The 21,307-nt window shown below is 70.9% G+C and carries 18 protein-coding genes; 6 read left to right on the forward strand and 12 right to left on the reverse strand.

The window, feature by feature from the left end:
- Nucleotides 1–97 precede the first annotated feature (97 nt).
- On the forward strand, nt 98–1,762 hold the full coding sequence (locus tag B1729_RS00005; protein ID WP_163618908.1) for a UDP-N-acetylmuramoyl-L-alanyl-D-glutamate--2,6-diaminopimelate ligase: 1,665 nt from the start codon (nt 98–100) through the stop codon (nt 1,760–1,762).
- A 130-nt stretch (nt 1,763–1,892) separates the two neighbouring features.
- Here the strand turns inward: B1729_RS00005 and dxr are convergent, their stop codons facing one another.
- Both dxr and B1729_RS00015 read right to left on the reverse strand, forming a co-directional pair.
- Nucleotides 1,893–2,978, reverse strand: a complete 1,086-nt coding sequence (dxr, locus tag B1729_RS00010; protein ID WP_163630000.1) for a 1-deoxy-D-xylulose-5-phosphate reductoisomerase — start codon at nt 2,976–2,978, stop codon at nt 1,893–1,895.
- A 51-nt stretch (nt 2,979–3,029) separates the two neighbouring features.
- Complete coding sequence (locus tag B1729_RS00015; protein ID WP_163630002.1) at nt 3,030–4,001, reverse strand: FKBP-type peptidyl-prolyl cis-trans isomerase; 972 nt, start codon at nt 3,999–4,001, stop codon at nt 3,030–3,032.
- 200 nt (nt 4,002–4,201) lie between these two features.
- On the opposite strand from B1729_RS00015, the gene B1729_RS00020 reads away from it, so the two are divergent.
- Nucleotides 4,202–4,903 carry a lysophospholipid acyltransferase family protein gene (locus tag B1729_RS00020; protein WP_163630083.1) on the forward strand — a complete coding sequence of 234 codons (702 nt, stop codon included), beginning with the start codon at nt 4,202–4,204 and terminating at the stop codon, nt 4,901–4,903.
- A gap of 48 nt (nt 4,904–4,951) precedes the next feature.
- Here the strand turns inward: B1729_RS00020 and B1729_RS00025 are convergent, their stop codons facing one another.
- Nucleotides 4,952–5,428 carry an OsmC family protein gene (locus B1729_RS00025; RefSeq protein ID WP_163618914.1) on the reverse strand — a complete coding sequence of 159 codons (477 nt, stop codon included), beginning with the start codon at nt 5,426–5,428 and terminating at the stop codon, nt 4,952–4,954.
- 52 nt (nt 5,429–5,480) lie between these two features.
- Between B1729_RS00025 and B1729_RS00030 the strand changes: the two genes are divergently transcribed.
- The 3 genes from B1729_RS00030 (at nt 5,481) to B1729_RS00040 (ending at nt 8,159) form a co-directional block, all read left to right on the forward strand.
- Nucleotides 5,481–6,470 carry an asparaginase gene (locus B1729_RS00030; RefSeq protein WP_163618916.1) on the forward strand — a complete coding sequence of 330 codons (990 nt, stop codon included), beginning with the start codon at nt 5,481–5,483 and terminating at the stop codon, nt 6,468–6,470.
- Between the two features lie 56 nt (nt 6,471–6,526).
- Complete coding sequence (ald, locus tag B1729_RS00035) at nt 6,527–7,642, forward strand: alanine dehydrogenase (protein WP_163618918.1); 1,116 nt, start codon at nt 6,527–6,529, stop codon at nt 7,640–7,642.
- Between the two features lie 136 nt (nt 7,643–7,778).
- Nucleotides 7,779–8,159 (forward strand): DUF5655 domain-containing protein, encoded by a 381-nt coding sequence (locus B1729_RS00040; protein ID WP_163618920.1) that lies wholly within the window; start codon nt 7,779–7,781, stop codon nt 8,157–8,159.
- A 74-nt stretch (nt 8,160–8,233) separates the two neighbouring features.
- Here B1729_RS00040 and B1729_RS00045 read toward each other — a convergent pair whose 3' ends face one another.
- From B1729_RS00045 to B1729_RS00075, 7 genes are all read right to left on the reverse strand, one after another.
- Nucleotides 8,234–9,799 (reverse strand): APC family permease, encoded by a 1,566-nt coding sequence (locus B1729_RS00045; protein ID WP_163618922.1) that lies wholly within the window; start codon nt 9,797–9,799, stop codon nt 8,234–8,236.
- A 9-nt stretch (nt 9,800–9,808) separates the two neighbouring features.
- A complete protein-coding gene (locus tag B1729_RS00050) occupies nt 9,809–12,700 on the reverse strand; it encodes an FtsK/SpoIIIE domain-containing protein (protein WP_163630004.1) in 2,892 nt (963 codons plus the stop codon).
- A gap of 66 nt (nt 12,701–12,766) precedes the next feature.
- Nucleotides 12,767–13,594, reverse strand: coding sequence for a protein phosphatase 2C domain-containing protein (locus tag B1729_RS00055; RefSeq protein WP_163630006.1), 828 nt, complete (start codon nt 13,592–13,594; stop codon nt 12,767–12,769).
- A 63-nt stretch (nt 13,595–13,657) separates the two neighbouring features.
- Nucleotides 13,658–15,733: an ABC transporter ATP-binding protein gene (locus B1729_RS00060; RefSeq protein WP_163630008.1), complete on the reverse strand. Its 2,076-nt coding sequence runs from the start codon at nt 15,731–15,733 to the stop codon at nt 13,658–13,660.
- Nucleotides 15,730–17,460 (reverse strand): ABC transporter ATP-binding protein, encoded by a 1,731-nt coding sequence (locus B1729_RS00065; protein ID WP_163630010.1) that lies wholly within the window; start codon nt 17,458–17,460, stop codon nt 15,730–15,732. The genes B1729_RS00060 and B1729_RS00065 overlap by 4 nt, the downstream gene beginning before the upstream one ends.
- 139 nt (nt 17,461–17,599) lie before the next feature.
- Nucleotides 17,600–18,580: an aldo/keto reductase gene (locus B1729_RS00070; RefSeq protein ID WP_163630012.1), complete on the reverse strand. Its 981-nt coding sequence runs from the start codon at nt 18,578–18,580 to the stop codon at nt 17,600–17,602.
- 147 nt (nt 18,581–18,727) lie between these two features.
- Nucleotides 18,728–19,513: a DUF5684 domain-containing protein gene (locus B1729_RS00075; RefSeq protein WP_239526064.1), complete on the reverse strand. Its 786-nt coding sequence runs from the start codon at nt 19,511–19,513 to the stop codon at nt 18,728–18,730.
- 183 nt (nt 19,514–19,696) lie between these two features.
- Here B1729_RS00075 and B1729_RS00080 point away from each other — a divergent pair, with 183 nt between their 5' ends.
- Entirely contained in the window at nt 19,697–20,149 is a 453-nt protein-coding gene (locus B1729_RS00080) for a DUF4282 domain-containing protein (protein ID WP_163630014.1), read from the forward strand.
- A gap of 46 nt (nt 20,150–20,195) precedes the next feature.
- Here B1729_RS00080 and yaaA read toward each other — a convergent pair whose 3' ends face one another.
- Nucleotides 20,196–20,945, reverse strand: coding sequence for a peroxide stress protein YaaA (gene yaaA, locus B1729_RS00085; protein ID WP_163616524.1), 750 nt, complete (start codon nt 20,943–20,945; stop codon nt 20,196–20,198).
- A gap of 100 nt (nt 20,946–21,045) precedes the next feature.
- A complete protein-coding gene (locus tag B1729_RS00090) occupies nt 21,046–21,306 on the reverse strand; it encodes a F0F1 ATP synthase subunit epsilon (protein WP_163616522.1) in 261 nt (86 codons plus the stop codon).
- Between the last annotated feature and the right edge of the window lies 1 nt (nt 21,307).

A 21,307-nucleotide genomic window follows, 5' to 3' on the forward strand; every position in this document is an offset into this window, starting at 1 on the left:
CGAGGTGTTTCGTCTCGGTCGCTGGCGCTCCCTCGCTCAACGACCGGAGAGGGGGTCTCCGATCATGGCCCGGGCGCCGTGCGAAGATGGATGCGCCATGCCGACCGACGCGCCTTCCAACCTGCCCCCGGTACTCCGCCCCGACGCGCCGCCGACCCATTCCCTCGCGGATCTCGCGGCGCGCTTCGCCGTCGACGTCCGCGGCGACGTCGCCGACGTCGCGCTGACCGGCATCACCCTCGCGACCGCCGATCTCCGCCCCGGCGACGTGTTCGTCGCCGTCCAGGGCGTCTACCGCCACGGCGCGGAGTTCACCGCGACGGCGGCGGAGAAGGGTGCCGTCGCGGTCGTGACCGACGCCGCCGGTGCCGACGTCGCCGCCGCGAGCGGGCTGCCGGTGGTGCTGGTCGACAACCCCCGCGCTCTGCTCGGCGAGCTGTCGGCGTGGGTGTACAGCACGGGCCGCGACGACGACCTGCCCCTCCTGTTCGGCACGACCGGCACCAACGGCAAGACCAGCGTGTCGCACCTGCTCGAGGGAATCCTCGGCCAGCTCGGGGCGACGACCGGACTCTCCTCCACCGCCGAGCGCCACATCGCCGGCCAGATCGTCGTGTCCCGGCTGACGACGCCCGAGGCGTACGAGATGCACGCCCTCCTCGCTCTCATGCGCGAGCGCGGCGTCGAGGCCGTCGCGGTCGAGGTGAGCGCGCAGGCGCTCAGCCGCCGTCGCGTCGACGGCATCGTGTTCGACGTCGCCGGCTTCACCAACCTCACCCACGACCACCTCGACGACTACGCCGACATGCGCGAGTACTTCGAGGCGAAGCTGCCCCTGTTCCGACCCGACCGCGCGCGCCGCGCCGTCGTCTGCATCGACTCCGAACCCGGTGCGGAGGTCGTGGCGCGCAGCGAGGTGCAGACTGTCACGGTGGGCACACCCGCCCTCGCCTCGGATCCGGATGCCGCAGCCGCCGCAGACTGGGTCGTCGACATCCTCGACGAGCGACCGGTCGGCACCGAGTTCCGCCTCACCGCCCGCGACGGCCGCACCCTGACGACCCTCGTCCCCGTGATCGGACGCCACATGGCCGCCAACGCCGGCCTCGCGATCGTGATGATCCTGGAGGGCGGCTACGCGTGGGAGCGGCTCGTGGCGGCGCTCGACGGCGACCGCATCGAGGCCTACCTGCCGGGGCGCACCGAGCTCGTCTCGGGAGAGACCGGCCCTGCCGTCTACGTCGACTTCGGGCACTCGCCCGACGCGTTCGAGAAGACGCTCGCCGCGGTGCGCCGTGTGACACCCGGCAAGGTCATCATGCTGTTCGGCGCCGACGGGGACCGCGACGCCACCAAGCGGCACGACATGGGGCGCACCGGGGTCGAGGGCAGCGACATCCTCGTCGTCACCGACCACCACCCGCGCCACGAGGATCCCGATTCGATCCGCGCCACTCTCGTCGAAGGCGCACGCCGGGCGCAGCCGGATGCCGAGATCCACGAGTTCTCCCCGCCCGAGCGCGCCATCATCGAGGCCGTCGCGCTGGTCGGCGACGGCGATGCGATCCTGTGGGCCGGGCCTGGACATCAGGACTATCGCGACATCCGCGGCGTCCGCACGCCCTACTCGGCACGAGAGCTCGCCCGTCGCGCCCTGCGCGAGGCCGGCTGGCCCGTGCCCGAACCGCACTGGCCGGTGCCGTACCCGGAGCACGAGACCCCGGCATCCGATCCCCTCCGCCCGGTATATCCCACGACCTGACGCGTCTGCTCCCCGCGCGTTTCGCGCGCCCGCGCCCCGCTCCCGCGCGCGGCGCTCGCCGGTCGCGCGAGGCCGGATCGTTCACCGCCGGGCCGCGGCAGGCGGGCGGCGCGGAGACGGCGGGGCGGGATCAGGATGCCGCGGCGATCGCCTTGTCGGCGGCGCGGCGGGCCCACTCCTCGGCGTCGGCGAGCGCGGCCCGCGTCAGCGCGTCGGGAGCGTCGTGCGCATCGACGACGCGGGCGATGACATCGATGATCCCGGGGAAGCTCAGCCGGCCCTCGTGGAAGGCATCCACAGCCTGCTCGTTCGCGGCGTTGAACACGGCGGGGTAGGTTCCGCCCGCGCGACCGACCTGCTTCGCCAGGCGCACCGCGGGAAACGCGGCGTCGTCGAGCGGCTCGAACGTCCACGCGGTCGCCGTCGTCCAGTCCAGCGGCCGGCCCACTCCTGCGATGCGGTTCGGCCAGTCGAGCCCGAGCGAGATCGGCAGGCGCATATCAGGCGGCGACGCCTGCGCGATCGTGGATCCGTCGACGAACTCGACCATCGAGTGCACGATCGACTGCGGGTGCACCACGACGTCGATGTCCGAGTAGGACACGCCGAAGAGGAGGTGCGCCTCGATCACCTCGAGCCCCTTGTTCACGAGGGTCGCCGAGTTCGTCGTGACGACGCGCCCCATGTCCCAGGTGGGATGGGCGAGGGCCTCGGCGGGCGTGACGGCATCGAGCGAGGCGCGGCTGCGCCCCCGGAACGGACCGCCGGACGCCGTCAGCACGAGCCGGCGCACCTCGCTGCGCTCCCCCGACCGCAGCGCCTGCGCGATCGCCGAGTGCTCGGAGTCGACCGGCACGATCTGTCCGGGACGCGCGAGTGCGGTGACGAGGTCTCCGCCGACGATCAGCGACTCCTTGTTGGCGAGCGCGAGCGTGCGGCCGGTCTCGAGGGCCGCGAGAGTCGGTCCGAGGCCGACGGAGCCGGTGATGCCGTTGAGCACGACATCGGCTTCGACGTCGCGGACCAGCTGCTCGGCCTCCACCGCGCCGAGGGCGGTGCTCTCGACTCCGAACTCGGCGGCCTGCGCGTCGAGGCCGGCGCGATCGGAGCCCGCAGCGAGGCCGACGATCTCGAACCGCCGGGGATTGGCCCGCACGACGTCGAGCGCCTGAGTGCCGATGGAACCGGTCGAGCCGAGGATCAGGACGCGCCGCATCCGGCCAGCCTATCGCCGGGCCGGATGCGGTCGAAGTCTCTCCGGGGTCGACTACTCGGCGGCGGCGGCCCGCTGCACGCCCAGGATGTCGATGACGAAGACGAGCGTCTCGCCCTTCAGGTCCTGGTCATTGATCTCGCCCTCGCCGTAGCCGGCCGCCGGCGGGATCACCACGAGCACCTGCGAGCCGACCGTCTGACCCTCGAGCGCCTGCTGGAAGCCCGCGACGACGCCGGTCGTCTGGAACTGCGCGGGCGTTCCGCGGCTCCAGCTGGAGTCGAACTCGGTGCCGTCCGACCACTTGACGCCGCGGTACTGCACGAACACGGTGTCACCCGATTCGACGGTCGCGCCGTCGCCGAGCTTGAGATCGGCGATCTGCACCTCGGCCGGCGGCTCCTCCTCGGGAACCGTGATGGTCGGCGCGCCGTCATCCTCCAGCTCGACTTCCGGCATGCCTTCCACCGGGTCCTGCTCGGCACCGGTGGCGACCGTCGGAAGCTGGTCGATGGACTGCGCGACGACGACGGCGTTGGCGGCGCCCTCGCCCAGCATGGAGCCGGGGATGGTGAACGCGGTGGCGGAGCCGAGCGGCGTGCAGAGCACGCTGCTGCCGAAGATGCCGCTGCCGTCGACGATGATCGGGACGAGGCCCGAGTCGTCGGGCGTGGTGGTGGCCGAATCGAGCAGCACCTCGCCCGTGGTCGGGTCGATGATGAGGTACTGGCCGGAGACGAGCTCGCCGACAGCGAGGTCGTCACCGTCGGCATCCTCGGCGATGGTCCGCTGAAGCTCCGCGAACTCGAGATCGGCCGGCACCTCCGCCGTCAGCTCGGGGGCGGTGCCGGAGACGGTGATCGCGTCGGAGTCGGCGCCGGGCTGCGGATCGAGTCCGCAATCCGAGCTGGCCGCACTCGACGACGGGCTGGGAGTGGCGTCCGGCTCGGCGGAGCCGGCGCAGCCGGCGAGCAGGAGGGCCGACATCGCGGCGACGGACAGGGCGGCGAGCGGGCGAATGCGCACGGAACAACCTCGAGACGTGGAAGGGAAGTGTCCATCTTTTCGCATCTTTGCTCCGTTCGTGCTGGGAAACGGCTATGCCGATACCGGAATGCAATCGGGGGTACCCTCGACGGGTGACTTCCGACCTCGTACCCGGCGCCGATGACAACGCCGGCGAATCGCCGGAAGCGCCCGAATCCTCCGCCGCTCCGGCTCGCCGGATGAGCTTCACCTACGCCATGGGACGCCAGATCATCCGGCCTCTCGCGCGCATCGTGTACCGCCCTCGCGTGGACGGGAAGGCGAACGTCCCGAAGTCCGGGCCGGTCATCTTCGCCAGCAATCACCTGTCGTTCATCGACTCGATCGCGATCCCCGTGGCCTCGCCTCGCCCCGTGCACTTCCTTGCGAAGGCGAGCTATTTCGAGAGCGGCCTCTCCCGCTGGTTCTTCACGGCCATCGGAGCGATCCCAGTCCAGCGCGGCGCCGGGCAGGCGGCCCTCGACGCGCTCGACCAGCAGCGCACGCTGCTCGAAGAGGGCAGCGCCGTCGCACTTTACCCGGAGGGCACGCGCTCGCTCGACGGCCGTCTCTACAAGGGGCGGACGGGCGTCGCCTTCCTCGCTCTGCAGACCGGCGCACCGGTCGTTCCCGTCGGTCTCATCGGCACCGACGACGTGATGCCGGTCGGCGCGAAGATGCCCTCGCTCAGCCACCGCATCACGGTCAGGTTCGGCGAGCCGCTCGACCTCGCGCACCACGGTCCGGCCTCGTCCGGCAAGGCCCGCCGGCTCGCCACCGACGAGATCATGGCCGCGATCCACGCCCTGTCGGGTCAGGAGCTCGCCAACGCCTACAACGAGGTCCCGGCGCAGAACACGATCGACCGCATCAAGCAGGTGCTCCCGCACGAGCGCCGCTGAGGCGCGGTTCTCCGCGGTCGACCGCACCGGTCGTCGAGCGTGGGGCAGTCAGGCGCCGGCGACAACCACCGTGGGCTCGTGGCGCACCGGGAAGTTCACCGAGTTGGCGATGAAGCACCACTCGTTCGCCTGCGCGTGCGCGGCGGTCGCGGCATCCGTCATCGATGCGTCCGCGACGGTCACGCGCGGCCGCAGCACGACCTCACGGAAGGCGCCGCCGCCGCGCCCGTCTTCGACCATCAGACCGGATGCCTCGTCCTCGTAGCCGAGGACCACCACGCCCGCCTGCACGCAGGCGTGGAGATACGACAGCAGATGGCACTCGCTGAGGGCGGCGAGCAGCATGTCCTCGGGGTTCCAGCGGGACGGATCGCCGCGGAACGGCTTGTCCGCCGAGGCCGGCAGCGCGGGCTTGCCGTCGATCTCGATCGTCACGGCCCGGTCGTAGTCCCGGTAGCCGGAGGTGCCGGTGCCGCGGTCACCCGTCCAGGTCGTCCGGACGGAGTATCGATGCTCGCCCCACATGAGCACAGTCTGTCATGCAGGCCGACGTCGCCTCCGGCGGTAGGCTGACGAGGTGCCGCAGACCTTCGCCGCAGCCGACGCCGTCGAACTCGCCGTTGTCGAACGCAGCGGTTTCGTCGAGTCGCGACACGCGGGCATCGCCATCGTGCTGGCCGCCGACGGCACCATCGCCGAGAAGCTCGGCGATCCGTCGGCACTGATCCTCCCCCGCTCGAGCCTCAAGCCGCTCCAGGCGCTCGCGTGCCTCTCGGCCGGCGCGCCCCTGGAGGGCGAGCAGCTCGGACTCTCCACGGCGAGCCACTCGGGCACCGAACGTCACGTCGCGGTCGTGCGCGACATCCTCTCCCTCGCCCAGCTCGGCGAGGAGGATCTCGGGTGTCCGCCCGCATGGCCGGGCGACACCGTCACCCGCGATGAGCTGGTGCGCGAGCTCGGTCAGCCGTCACGCATCCGCATGAACTGCTCGGGGAAGCACGCCACCATGCTCCTCACCAGCGTCGTCAACGGCTGGGACCCTAAGGGCTACCTCGCGCCGGGGCATCCGGTGCAGATCCTCATCCGCGAGACGATCGAGCGTCTCATCGGCGAGAAGATCGCCGCCACCGCGGTCGACGGCTGCGGCGCGCCCGTCTACGCCATGACCCTCTTCGGACTGGCCCGCGCCATCCACCGCATCGGCAACTCCTCGACCACCTCGCCGTTCGCGCTGCATCGCAGCGCCGGCGCGCTGGTCGACGCCGTTCGGGCGAACCCGTGGACGATCGACGGGCCGGGACGCGCCGACACGATCGCGATCGAGCGGCTCGGCGTCTTCGCCAAGGGCGGCGCGGAGGGCGTCATGGTGATGGTGGCCCCCGACGGCACCACCGTGACGCTCAAGATGCTGGACGGGAGCGGCCGCGCCGCCACCGCCGTCGCTCTGCGGCTGCTGGAACGCCACGGCGCGCTCGCGTCGGCCGACGTCGCCGACACGCTGTCGAAGCTTCCGCTGACCATCACGGGCGGCGGGCAGGACGTCGGGGCCATCCGCCCCGCCTTCTAGAGGCGCTCCCACGAGGAGCCCGAGCGCTCCAACGGCGGAGCGGAAAGGATCACACGATGCGGATCAGCGTCCCCACCGAGGTCAAGAACAACGAGTACCGGGTCGCCCTCACGCCTGCGGGAGTGCATGATCTGGTGGCGTCCGGCCACGAGGTGTTCGTGCAGCGCGGCGCCGGCGAGGGGTCGTCCATGCCGGACGCCGAGTACGAGGCGGCCGGAGCAGTCCTGCTGGACGACGCCGCGGAGGTGTGGGAGCGGGCGGAGCTGCTGCTCAAGGTCAAGGAGCCGATCGCGAGCGAGTACGGCTACTTCCGCGACGACCTCGTGCTGTTCACGTACCTGCATCTCGCCGCCGACCGCCCGCTCACCGAGCGCCTGGTCGCCGACCGCGTCACCGCCATCGCGTACGAGACGGTGCAGCTCCCCGGCGGCGGGCTGCCGCTCCTCGCGCCGATGAGCGAGGTCGCCGGGCGGCTCGCGCCGACCGTCGGCGCCGCCACGCTGATGCGCTCCGCGGGCGGGCTCGGCCTGCTGATGTCGGGAGTGCCCGGCACACGGCCGGCGACGGTGACCGTCATCGGAGGCGGTGTGGCGGGCGCGAACGCGGCCGTCATCGCGGTCGGGCTGGGCGCCGACGTCACCGTGTTCGACACCAACGTCCAGCGGCTCCGCTACCTCGACGACCACTTCCAAGGCCGGGTGAAGACCGCGGCCTCCAACCCGCTGGATCTCGACCGCGCGGTCGTCGCTTCGGACCTCGTCATCGGATCCGTGCTCATCCCCGGGGCCAAAGCCCCGAAACTCGTCACCAACGGCATGGTCGCACGCATGCGGCCGGGATCGGTGCTCGTCGACATCGCGGTGGACCAGGGCGGCTGCTTCGAAGACACCCACCCGACGACGCACGCCGACCCGACGTTCCCGGTGCACGGGAGCATCTTCTACTGCGTGGCCAACATGCCCGGCGCCGTCCCGAACACGTCGACCTCGGCCCTCACGAACGCGACCCTCCCCTATATCCGCCAGATCGCCCGGCATGGGTGGCAGGCGGCACTCCGGTCGGACGCCGCCCTCGCGACGGGCCTCAACACCGTCGGCGGCCAGGTCGCGAACGCGGGCGTAGCGATGGCGCACGATCTCGAGCTCGCACCGTTGGACGTCGCGCTCGTCTGAACGCGCAGCAGAAGCCCCGGATGCCTCGCGTCCGGGGCTTCTGCACTGTCGGGCCTGGTGCGCTGAGCTCTGCCGACGGCTGCTCCGAGGTGCGTGGCCGGCTGCGCGTGTCGCTGCCCCGCGCGACACTGGTGTCATGACGGATGACCGCGAATGGACGGTGGAAGACCATCTTCGAGGCGCCGATCCCGACGCCGTGCGCCTATGGCACCACATCGACGAGTTGATCGGCACTTTCGGCCCGGTGACGCACGCGGTGGCCAAGACCACGATCACCTTCCGCGGTCCTCGGCGCGGGTTCGCAGGCGCCCGGCCGATCCGCCAGGGTGTGCGCGGGTACTTCGACCTGATGCGCGAACTGCCCCCCGACCCCCGGATCCTCGGTGTCTCCCCCTACGGGCGGCGACTCTTCGTGCACCAGTTCCGACTCGCCGACGAGAGCGAGTTCGACGAGACCGTCGCCTCCTGGCTGCGGGAGGCGTACGAGGTGGGCTGCGGAGCGCACCTCGGCCCCTGACGCCCCGGCCCCTGACGCCCCGGCCCATGACGCGCCGGCTCGCTGAGCCGCGACCCGGCGAGGTCCGGCTCAGCTCAGGCCAGCCCGCCGTCGATGGACCGGGAGAAATCGGCAGGATCCTCCGGCACGAGCACTTCGGTGTCGCGGTTCAGGCTCTCACCGCGGAAGAACGGCTTGGCGCGCGGGAACGCGAACCACAGGAACATCAGCAGCACGCCGAACGCGAGTGCGCCGATGCCGAGGACGAAGGTGCCGCCGATTCCGAGCAGGACTGTGTAGCCGTAGTCGACGTCGTACATGTCGATCGCCGACTGCACGAACGCGTAGGTCAGCATGAGCGCGCCCAGGAGAGGGAACAGGAACCGGTAGAAGAAGTTCCTCGCCGACGTGAACAGCTCGCGGCGGAAGTACCAGACGCAGGCGTAGCCGGTGATCGCGTAGTAGAACGCGATGGCGAGTCCGAGCGAGAGGATGGAGTCCTGCAGGATGTTGTCGCTGATCAGGGTCATCCCGATGTAGTAGAGCGATGCGACGATGCCCATGACGAGCGTGGAGAACGACGGGGTCTTGTAGCGCGGGTGGACCGACGCGAAGCGCCGGGGAAGCGCCTTGTAGGCCGCCATCGACAGTGTGCCTCGCGCCGTGGGCAGGATCGTGGTCTGCGTCGACGAGATCGCCGAGATCATGACAGCGACCACCAGCACCCAGCCGAGCGGACCGAGCAGGCCATCCTTGATGGCGAGGAAGAAGTCGTCGGCGTTCGCCTCGTTGCCCAGGCCCGTGCCTTCGCTGCCGAGACCGGCGTACATCATCGCCGCGACGGTGACGCCGACGTAGGTCACCAGCAGGATGACCGTGGTCAGCAGCGCGGCCCGACCGGGGATGCGCTTGGGGTCCTTCGTCTCCTCGTTGAGAGCGAGGCAGGTGTCCCAACCCCAGTAGATGAAGAGCGCGAGCAGGATCGACTCGACGAAGCCGCCCCACTCCGTGAACGCGAAGGGGTTGAACCACGACCAGTCGAACGGGGTCGGGTCCGGCGCGGTGCCCGCGAAGAAGTGCCACAGCGCGGCGACGACGAAGATGGCCAGCGCGAGGTACTGGATGCCGAGCAGGACGTTCTGGATCCGTTCGCCGATCTCGACCCCGCGCCAGCTGACCCACGTCATCGCCGCGATGAACGCCACACCGGTCGCCGTGACGAGGGGGACGTTCTCCGAGAGGAGTGCGTCCTCGGCGTTGCCGACGATTCCGTCGATCAGTGCCCACAAGTAGATGCCGGCGATCTGGGCGAGGTTCGCGAGCACGACCATTCCGGCGACGGCAACGCCCCATCCGCCCATCCAGCCCACCCACGGACCGAACGCCTTCGTGCCCCACGTGAACGTGGTGCCGCAGTCCGGCACGGCGTTGTTGAGCTCACGGTAGGCGAACGCGATGAACAGCATCGGGATGAACGCGATGACGAATGCGATGGGCGCCTGAGCCCCGACGGCGAGGACGACGAACCCGAGGGTCGCCACCAGGGAGTAGACCGGAGCGGTGGACGCGAGGCCGATGACGGTGGAGCCCCAGAGGCCCAGCGTGCCGGCGGCGAGTCCCTTGCCCTCAGGCCGTTGCAGATCGATCGGGGTTGTAGCCACAGAGTGACGCTAAGCGGTGGGCGAAGAGCTGGTCAACATACTGTCCCGACGGTTCGGCCGGACATCGCCGGAGGGAAGGACAATGCGCACGGGCTCCGCTCCGGCCGAGATGAGCCAGGCGCGCCCCGCGCCGGGCTCGCAGTACGGCGGCACGCCGCGGTACCCGGCCACGACGCGAAGTTCTGCGGCGCAGGTCGTGTCGACGACCAGGTCGTGGTCGCCCCGCACGTCGGCGAGCAGGCGCCAGTGACGCTGCCAGTCGTCGGGCTCGCCGACGATGACGACGCACGCGTCCGCCGTGGATGCCGGATCCGTCACGTAATCGTCGACCTCGAGCACCCGCACGCCCTGCTCGCGCCAGACGGCGAGCGCCCGCCTGCCCGCCGGCGACCGGCGGGCGACCACACCGGTGAGCCGGGCCGCCGGCATCCACTGCTCATCAACCGGCGCACGCAGAGGTGGCACGGCCGGGGCCGCGGCGATCTGCACCGCACGCCCGTCGAGACGCCCGCGGCCCGCCGGCGCTGCGGGGTCGAACGCCGAGGGATCGCCGCCTGCTGCGGCGTGGTCGACTCGCGTGGGGTACGGCAGGACGAGCCGTCGTGCGAAGAGTTCGGCAACCCGCGACACCGCGCCCGTCATGCGGTGGGCGCCGGCAACGACGAGCACCCCCGCGTCCCCGGCGCGGCGGACGAGACCCTCGACGCGCTCGAGCGCGACGTGCGCGTATTCCGGGGGCAGGCGCAGCTGGAGGGCGTCGAGATCGTCGATGAGCACGACGGACCCGGCCGGGGGCAGCTCATCGTGCAGGGCGGAGACGGCGTCCCACAGGCGCTCGGGGTGCGCCGGCACCCGAACGGCGTGCCCCCGGGTCTGCGCCGCGATGACCTCGAGCACGTTGGAGACGCCGGACCCCGGCCCGCCGAGCACGAGCAGTGCCCGATCGGCCGCACCCACGACGGCGACCGGCTGCCGCTGACGCTCAGGCTCGTCCGCCAGGCCGAGGAGCACGCCTCCCGGTGGCGGAGGCTCCCGGCCCGCCGCGGCGCGTGCGGCGAGCTCATCGACCGTCACCAGCGCGGGCAGCGCGGGCAGCCACGGACGCGTGGGGGCGCGATGCCCGGTCCGGAGGGCCGCGGCCGCGACGTCCCGGGCGTCCGACAGGGCGATCCGCACCTGCTGGGGTGCGGTGTCTCCGGCGCGACGCACGAATGCGGTTCCCCGCCCGGCCGCCCCGCCGGGCAGCCGAGCAGCGTCGTCGGTGCCCAGCAGTGCACGGCTGTCGGCGGGATCCGTCACACGGAGGCTGATCCGCAGGGGGCAGTTCGCGAGCAGATTGTCGCGGATCACGCCGGCCGCCCGTTGTGTGCCGAGGATGAGATGGATGCCGAGCGCGCGGCCGCGAGCCGCAATGTCGACGAAGAGCCCGTGCAGTTCGGGATGGTCTGCCAGCAGCGCGGCGAATTCGTCGACCACCACGACCAACCGCGCGAGCCGCACCCGGGGATCCAGGATGTCGCGGGCGCCGGCGGCCGCGATGGTCGCCTCGCGGCGGCGCAGCTCGGCCCGCAGGCTGTCGATCGCGCGTCGTGCTCCCGAGCCGTCGAGATCGGTGATGACGCCGGTGACGTGCGGAACGCCGGCGAGGCCGTCGAAGGCGGTGCCGCCCTTGAAGTCCGCGAGCAGGAACGTCACCTCGTCGGTGGTGCGGGTCGCGCAGAGCGAGAGGATCCAGGTGATGAGCAGCTCGCTCTTGCCCGCGCCGGTGACGCCTGCGACCACGGCGTGCGGCCCGTCCCCCACGAGATCGACGACGGCCGTCCGCCCGCCGGCGACGCCGATCGGCGCGGGAAGGCCCCGCGTCGTCTCGGGAACGCCGTCGAGAAGCGGCGCCAGCGCGACGGGCTCGCCCCCGTCGCCGACGAGACCGAGGCTGCGCTCCGCCCGGGCGGTGAGGTCAGCGGCGACGTCTTCGGCCTGTGCCAGAGCGACGGCCTCGACCCGGAGCGGCACCACCTCGCCGGCGTGCTCCATCCGCGCGACACCCGGCGAGGCCACCGTCAGGACCGCCTGACACCGCGGCGGCAGCGGTTCGCCCGGACGGCACCGAGCGATGACGATGTCGGCGTCCGCGGGCGCGAGCTCGCCGGGACCGATCACCGCGAGCGCCGACCCGCCGCCTGCGCCGCGATGCGGCAGCGCCTGGATCCACTCGAGCGCCGGTCCGAGCGCTCCCACGATGCGCAGATCGCCGGGCGCGAGCGCCAAGCACAACTGCAGCACCAGCGCCCGCTGCACCGCGGCGGCGAGCGTTTCGCCGCCGACCACGACGATCCCGGCCGAGAGCGGCACCGTGACTGGGGCGCCCGCCAACCGGGCGGCCCGCCGACGCAGGTCGGCGGCATCCGGGTCTCCGTCGCCACCGGTCACCCGCACGATGCTCGGCCGCTCCCCCTCGCCGACCACGATCGACGCGGCACGACCGCCGCGCCAGATGTCGCCGCCGCCCGCGACGAGGCGGGCGACATCGGGATGCAGGGTCCACAGCTGCGCGCGCTCGCCGGTATGGCGCGCGGAGACCGCCGATGCGACCGCGGCGCGGGCGTGGGCGGCCTCTGCCGCGGCGCGCCTGCCGTCCTTCCTTGCCGCTCGGCGTGCGTCGAGCACCGTCGCCGCCGCGATCACCGGCCCCAGCAATGCGAACCACAGCGAGAACACCGAGCCGGTGACGAGCCAGAGGGCCACCGCGCCGACCACGGGGACGACGGCCGCCACGATGGGCAGCGGCGGACGCGCGGGCGGACGCCACGCTGCCGGGAGCGTCAGCGGCTCGTCGTCGGCGACAGAGACGGCAGCGGGGCCGGTGGCGGCCTCGAGGGTCGGGAGAGCGGTCGAGCGCATGCGCTCAGTCCATCCCTGCCACGGCTTCCGTGAACGACGATGACGGGGATCTGTGGATCCCCCGGCTCATTCCCCTTCTGGGGAGGAGCCGTCGTCCGCCGGCGATCCCTCGTCGGCGTCAGCATCCGCCGGACGACCGACGTCGAGCACGATGATCGTGATGTTGTCGCGCCCGCCGTTCTCGAGTGCCGCCTCCAGCATGGCGGACGCCGCGTCGGCGGGATCGGGGTTCTCGTCGAGGAAGTGACGGATGCCGTAGTCGGTGAGCTCTTTCGTCAGCCCGTCCGAGCAGATCACGAACCGGTCGCCTTCGGTCACGTCGAGGCGGACGTAGTCCGGCGTGACACCCTCGCTCGGGCCCACGGCGCGCGTGATGACGTTGCCGTACGGGTGGTTCTCGGCCTCTTCCGGACTGAGCCGGCCGGCCGCGACGAGCTCCTGCACGACGGAGTGGTCGGTCGTGATCTGGACGATCGCGCCGTCGCGCACGAGGTACACGCGCGAGTCGCCGATGTTGAGGGTCACCCAGTGCGCGGCCTCCCCCGTGGTGTCGAGGAAGACCCCCGTCACGGTGGTGCCGGTGCCGTCGTCGGTGGCCTCGGGATGCGACGCGATGTCTTTGACAGCCCGCGCCAGCGCCTTCTCGATCGTCTTCGGCGACACATGGCCGCTGTCGGCGACGGCGCGGAGGCGTTCGATGGCGCTCGCGCTCGCGATCTCACCGCCGACGTGTCCGCCCATGCCGTCTGCAACGACGAAGAGCGGATACGAGGCGAACATCGCGTCCTGGTTCACCTCGCGTCGGCGACCGGTGTCGGTCACGGCGGCCCACGAGAGCTCCAACACACCACCGGGTACCGGGACGGCGAGAGACTCGGTGGAAACCTCGGGCACGCGGTGTCCTCCCCGTCCGGTGCACGGTGGCCCTTCGCCCCCGCGTCATCACATACTAGTGGGTTACTCCACGGCGTCCTCGGACTCGGCGAGCCCTTCCACGACGATCTGCGCCGTCGTCGGCGGGGGCGCGAGCGGCACTGCCGGCACAGACACGAGGTCATCGGACTCCGCCGCACCCTCGAACTGCGCGTTGTAGAGCCGCCAGTAGGCACCCTTCACCGCGAGCAGCTCGTCGTGGGAGCCCTGCTCCACGATCGAACCGCTCTCCATCACGAGGATGAGGTCGGCATCCCGGATCGTCGACAGGCGGTGGGCGATCACGAAGGCGGTCCGGTCCTCGCGCAGGCGCGACATCGCCCGCTGGATCAGCAGCTCGGTGCGGGTGTCGACCGACGAGGTCGCCTCGTCGAGGATGAGGATCCGCGGATCCGCCAGGAACGCGCGCGCGATCGTGATGAGCTGCCGTTCCCCGACGCTGAGGTTCGTCGCCTCGTCGTCGAGCACTGTGTCGTAGCCCTCGGGCAGCGCGTGCACGAAGCGGTCGACGTAGGCGGCCGTCGCGGCCGCGACGATCTCCTCCTCGGTCGCCTCCGGGCGGCCGTAGGCGATGTTCTCGCGGATCGTTCCCGAGAAGAGCCAGGTGTCCTGCAGCACCATGCCGGTGCGCGCGCGGAGGTCGTCGCGCGTCATCCTGCGCGTGTCGACAGCGCCCGCGGCCGAATCCGAAGCGGTGCCGAGGGTGATCCGGCCGGAGTCCACGTCGTAGAACCGCATGATCAGGTTCACGAGCGTCGTCTTGCCGGCGCCGGTGGGGCCCACGATCGCGACCGTGCTCCCCGGCTGAGCGGCCAGGGTCAACCCGTGGATGAGCGGCTTGTCGGGGACGTAGCGGAACGAGACGTCCTCGAACTCGAGGCGGCTGGCGGAGTCCGGGGCGGTCTCGGCCGGGTCGTCGTCGGGCGTCTGCTCGTCCTCGTCGAGCAGCTCGAACACCCGCTCGGCGCTCGCCACACCGGACTGCAGCAGGTTCGCCATGGAGCCGAGCTGGCTCAGCGGCTGCGTGAACTGGCGTGAGTACTGGATGAACGCCTGCACGTCGCCGATCGACATGAGCCCCGCCGCCACCTGCAGGCCGCCGACGACGGCGATCGCGACGTACACGAGGTTGCCGACGAACATCATGGCGGGCATGATCACGCCCGACAGGAACTGGGCGCCGAAGCTCGTGCGGTACAGCTCCTCGTTCTCGGCGCGGAAGTCGGCCTCGACCTCGTTCTGGTGGCCGAAGACCTTCACGACCGAGTGGCCCGAGAACGTCTCCTCGACGCGGGCGTTGAGGACGCCTGTCGTCTTCCACTGCTGCACGAACAGCTTCTGCGAGCGCCGCGCCACCAGCACCGTGATGAGGATGGTGAGCGGGATCGTGACGAGGGCGATGACGGCCAGGAGCGGCGAGATGATGAACATCATCGTGAGCACGCCGATCACTGTCAGCAGCGAGATGATGACCTGGGACAGCGTCTGCTGCATCGTCTGGCCGATGTTGTCGACGTCGTTCGTGACGCGGCTGAGCAGCTCGCCGCGCTGCACGCGGTCGAAGTACGACAGAGGGAGCCGGTGCACCTTGTCCTCGACCTGCAGGCGCAGACGATGCATCGACCGTTGCACCACGCCGTTGAGGATGCGCGCCTGCAGCCAGCCGAAGAGGCTCGAGAACACGTAGACGGCAAGCACCAGCGCGAGGATGCGAGCGAGCTGGTCGAAGTCGATGCCCGCGCCGGGAACGAAGTCCATCGCGGCGATCATGTTCGCCTGGTCCTGGTTGCCGGAGGCGACCAGCTGGTCGACGACCTGCTGCTGGGTCGCACCTTCGGGCACCTGCAGCGAGATGAAGCCGGCGAACACCACGTTCGTGCCTTCGCCGAGCAGCTTGGGGCCGATCACCGAGAGGGTGACCGACAGAATGCTGAACACGAGCACGACGATCAGCTGCGGCATCTCGGAGCGCAGGGTGCCGAGCAGCCGCTTCGCGCTGGGGCCGAAGTTGTTCGCCTTGGCAGCCGGCACGCCGGCACCGCCGAACGGGCCGCCGCGAGGACCGACCGGGGCGGGACGGGAGTTCTGGGCGCTGCTCATGCCGCCTCCGCCGCGAGCTGGGACTCCACGATCTCGCGGTACGTCTGGCATGTCTCGACGAGGTCGTCGTGCGCGCCGATGCCCACGACGCGTCCGTGATCGAGCACGACGATCTGATCGGCGTGCTGGATCGTCGACACGCGCTGCGCGACGACGAGCCTCGTCGCATCGGGCAGGTGCCTGTCCAGCGCGCGCCGCAGCTCGGCATCCGTCCGCAGATCCAGAGCCGAGAACGAGTCGTCGAAGATGTATACCTCCGGCCGTTTCACGAGGGCCCGCGCGATCGCGAGCCGCTGCCGCTGTCCACCCGAGACGTTGGTGCCGCCCTGTGCGATCTGCGCTTCGAGGCCGTCGGGCATGGCGCGCACGAATTCGGCCCCCTGTGCCAGCTCCAACGCCTCCCAGAGCTGTTCGTCGGTGGCGTCGCGGTCGCCGTAGCGCAGGTTCGACGCGATCGTGCCCGAGAACAGGAAGGCACGCTGCGGCACGAGCCCCACGCGGGTCCACAGCTCGTCGGGGTCGTACTCGCGGACGTCGACGCCGTCGATGCGGACGCTGCCTGCCGTCACATCGAATAGGCGCGGCACGAGGCTGATCAGGGTGGTCTTGCCCGAACCGGTCGATCCGATGACGGCCGTCGTCGTACCCGGCTCGACGGTGAAGGTCAGATCGTGCAGCACGGCCTCTTCGGCGCCCGGATAGGCGAAGTCGACGTGGTCGAACTCGATGCGGCCCACAGGGGCGGGAGCGGATGCGGGGACCGCCGGCGCCGAGACCGACGGCTCCGCTTCGAGCACCTCGCCGATGCGATTCGCGCAGACCGCCGCGCGCGGGATCATGACGAACATGAACGTCGCCATCATGACGCCCATGAGGATCTGCATGAGGTAGGTGAGGAAGGCGAACAGCGTGCCGATCTGCACACCGCTGTTCTGCACCTGGAAGGCTCCGAACCAGATGACGGCGACGCTCGAGAGGTTCATGACGAGCATGACGGCGGGGAACATCAGCGCCATCAGATTGCCGGCGCGCAGCGCGGTATCTTTGACGTCGTCGCTGGCGCGCGCGAACCGTGCCCGCTCCTGCCTCTCTCGCACGAAGGCGCGTACGACGCGGATGCCGGTCAGCTGCTCGCGCATGATCTGGTTGACGCGGTCGATCCGCGTCTGCATCAGCGTGAACGCCGGCACCATGCGCCAGACGATCAGTCCCACGATGACCAGCAGCACCGGGATCGCCACCGCCATCAGCCACGAGAGGCCGACGTCCTGGCTCACCGCCATGATGACGCCCCCGATCGCCAGCATCGGCGCCGAGATCATCAGCGTCGCCGACACCTGCACCAGCATCTGCACCTGCTGCACGTCGTTGGTGTTCCGCGTGATGAGCGACGGCGCGCCGAACTGCCCCACCTCGCGCTGCGAGAACGCGACCACGCGATGGAAGAGGTCGCCGCGCAGGTCGCGGCCCATCCCCATGGCGAGCCGCGAGCCGAAGTACACGGCGACGATCGCGCACACGACCTGCACCAGGCTGACGATCAGCATGACGCTGCCGGTGGACCAGATGTACGGGATGTCGCCGGTCACGACGCCGTTGTCGATGATGTCGGCGTTGAGCGTCGGCAACCAGAGCGATGCGATCGACTGGGCCAGCTGGAAGACGACGACGGCCACGATGAGCGGCCAGGCCGGGCTGAGGTAGCGCACCAGGAGCTTTCCGAGCACGACGGTCCTTTCGAAGCGCGGAACCCGTCCGCCCTCGCGGACCACGCACGAGATGTGACGCTACGCCTGCGCGCGCGCCGCCGACAAGCCGTCGCCTACGCCGTCGGCGAACTCACTCCCGGCGCCGGCCCGGGCGCGGTCAGGCGCTCTCGGGGACGGGGAACAGCGTGTCGATCGCGTCGAGATCGGCCTGCGACGGCGTCCACGCCGAGGCCGCTGCCGCGTTGGACCGCACCTGTTCGGGCGTCGTCGCGCCGGCGATGACGCTCGAGAGCGCCGGGTGCGACAGCAGCCATCCGAAGGTGGCCTCGAGCATCGTGATGCCACGGTCGTCGCACAACGCCTGGAAGGCCTCGAGCGCGTCCCAGGGCGCGTCGTCGTAGATGTGCCGGCGCTGCCGGATGATGCGCGTGTCGGCGGGTGCGGTTTCCCGTGTGAACTTGCCGGTCAGCAGTCCGTTGTGCAGCGGGAAGTAGGGGAAGAACCCCAGGCGGTACCGCTCGACGGCGCGCAGCACGTCCCGCTCCGCGCCGCGCGACAGCAGGCTGTACTGGTTCTGCGACGAGACGAACGGCACGCCGTGGCGCATGAGCGCGGCGAAGTGTCCCTCGGCGATCTGCCACCCCGCGAAGTTCGAGTGGCCGATGTAGCGCACCTTGCCCTCCCGCACCAGGTCGCCGAGCACATCGAGGGTCTCTTCGAGCGGGGTGTCGTCGTCGGGCACGTGCAGCTGGTACAGATCGATCCAGTCGGTCTGCAGGCGTGTGAGGGATGCCTCGACCGCGCGCCGCACGTACGACCGCGAGCCCTTCGCACCCGACGGCGGGTAGCCCATGTCGCGACCGGGATGCCCGAACTTCGTCGCCAGGGTGACCTGATCGCGGCGGCCGCGGAGCGCCTCGCCCATGAGCGTCTCGGACTGACCGGGCTCGCCGCCGTACATGTCGGCCGTGTCGAGGAACGTCACGCCGGCGTCGATCGCGGCGTCCAGCACGGCACGGGTGCCCTCGAGCGTCTCGGTGTGCGTGCCCTCACGTCCGAAGTTGTTGCAGCCGAGGCCGACGGCGGAGACGAGGAGGCCGGACGCGCCGACCCGGCGCAGCGGAACAGTCGAGGTCATGCGTCCACGTTATCCCCGCGGACGGATGCCGCCGCCCGGGTTGCGCGAGCGGCACCGCCTCGACCCGCCGCTCCCCTGGCTCGTCTGCCGCAGGCAGCGCGCAGCACGACAGCCCCCCGCCGGGCGGCGAGGGGCTGTCGAGGAGTGCTACGGCTTCGGTGCCTCCGGCGCGGGAGGCCCGGTGACCGGCGGCTCGGGAGCCGGCGGGGTTCCCGGCGCAGGCGGCGGAGACACGGGCGGCTGCGCAGCCGCGGGCGGCGCAGCGGGCGCGGCGGGCGGCGGCGTGTAGCCGGCGGGAGGTGCCGGCGGCGCGGTGTAGCCGGCCGGAGGTGCCGGCGGCGGGGTGTATCCGGCCGGCGGCTGGTAGCCCGCGGGAGCGCCATAGCCGGGCGCGGTCGCCGGGTTGGCGGGGTAGCCCCCGGACGGCGCCTGGGACGGGACACCCGACCACACGGTGGTGTCGGCCAGGAAGTTGCCCGCCCACGGAGCCGCCGGGATGGCGGTGTTCCACCGCGAGCGGTCGAACGCGTTGATGCCGAGCCAGACGATGGCCAGGAAGAAGTAGAGGATCAGCCAGACGGCTTCCTTCTGCAGCTTGAGCCCCACCCGCCAGGCGGCCAGGAGCGTGTAGAGGAAGGCGGCGAGGCCGATGAGCGAGCCGAGCACCGGCACCCAGCCGAGCACGATTCCGCCGCCCCACAGCACCAGCAGCCACCACGGGTTGAGGTCGCCGAGCTTGACGAAGATCAGGGTGTTGTAGACCGGCACCCACGCGCGCCAGCGGCCCTGCACTCCCGCCTTGTCGAAGATCTTCATCAGGAACCACGAGCCGATGACATAGCCGGCGATCGCGAGCAGGAAGAAGAATGGTGCGAGGACAAGCCAGGCGATGAGCGCCCCTGCCCCGCTGCCGTCGTTGTAGTCCATGGTCATGGTGGAGCGACCTCCGAGAGAGTCGATTCGCGACGCATCGGGACGCGCCCGCGGAGCCCCTGCTCCGCTCGACACATGCTAGCGAGGCTCACAGCTTCCTGTCAGCATTGAGGTCATATCGGGGGATGACCCCCTCGCGTGCCGGTGGATAGCCTGAGCACACAACCCGATCGAAGGGCCGCCATGACCGACCAGACTCCTTCCGCTCCCACTCCCCCGCCGCTGCCGCCGCAGTCCGCCGCAGCGGCTGCACGCGGCGCCGACCCCGACGACACCGGCGTCCCGACCGTCCGCGGTGAGGCGGCCGATGTCGGCAAGGGCTTCTTCGCCGCCCTGTTCGACCTCTCGTTCCGCACGTTCATCACGCGGCGCCTCGCCAGCGTGTTCTACTTCGTGGGCCTGATCGCCATCGGCATCGGCTTCATCGTCTACTTCGTCGGCGGCATCATGGGCGCCGTCTCCATCATGTGGTTCGACGTCGGCGCCGGCATCAGCGGACTCGTTGCGACGATCATCGTCGTACCGGTGCTGACGTTCCTCGCGATCATCATGCTGCGGTTCATCATCGAGGCAGTGGTCGCCCTGATCGCGATCGCCGAGAACACCGAGCGCACCGCACAGCACACCCGGCGCTGAGCGCGCTTCGACAAGCTCAGTGGCCGTTCCCTGAGCCTGTCGAAGGTCAGGCGAAGAGCTCGAGCTCACCGCCGCCGATGTCGCGCACACCCAGGCCCGCCGCATCCGCCCACCGTACGAAAGCCGCCGCCGAGCCGATGCGCGGGCGATCCTCGGCGAGCCGGCGCACGAGTGCGCCCTTGGCGTGCTTGTTGAAATGGTTCAGCGCGCGCACTGCGCCGTCGGAGCCTTCGCTCACCACACGGATGTAGCGCGACGCGGTGCCGGCCGGCACGGGCCCGAGGCCGACGTACGCCTCGGAACGGAGGTCCAGGACGAACCGGGGATCGAGATCCGCGATGGCGGCGGTGACCGCCTGCGCCCACAGCCGCCGCAGCGGCGCGACGCCCGGAACCGAAGTGGCGGCGCCGAGGCGGTAGGCCGGGATGGCGTCGAGGGCACCCACCGGGCCGAACGGTGCCGAGTGCACGAGCACGTGGACCCCCAGCCAGCGACGGCCGGCGGCGGAGACGGATGCCGCGTCCAGCGCGTCGTAGAGCACACCGGTGTAACGATCCATAGCGGGCATCGTCGGCGCCGCGCGCAGGGCGGCGTTTACAGCGATCTCGCCGCGTTGGGTCGGCCCGAGCTTCAGCACGCGGGCGGCTTCGTCGGCGTCGGCGGACAGGCCGACGAGCGCATCGATCACCGCTTCGCGCTGCGCCGTCAGCTGCGGAAGCGCCAGGCCCGCCACGCCCAGGGGTCGCCCCGAGCCACCCGCCCGCTTGGTCTCGGACGGCGGGAGAAGGATCAGCATGACTCTCCGTGGGATGCGGGGCCGTCGCGAGACCGACGGCGATGCGGGGAAACGACTCGGCCGGCCCCCGCGGGGACCGGCCGAGTTCTACGCTGGTGTGTCAGGAGATCAGCGCGGCGTTTCCGGCGACGATGGTGAGGTCGTCGCCGGACATCGACAGGAAGCCGTCCTGCGCGTTGGCGATGATCTTGGTACCTGAGGTCTCGGTGATGCGCACCTGACCCTCGGCGAGGATCGCGAGCACCGGCTCGTGACCGGACATGAAGCCGATCTCGCCCTCGACGGTCTTGGCGACGACGAGCGACGCCTCACCCGACCAGACCTCCGCGTCCGCGGAGACGAGGCTCACCTTGAGGGGCATG

This window comes from Microbacterium sp. B35-04, assembly GCF_010634885.1.
Classification (GTDB): domain Bacteria; phylum Actinomycetota; class Actinomycetes; order Actinomycetales; family Microbacteriaceae; genus Microbacterium.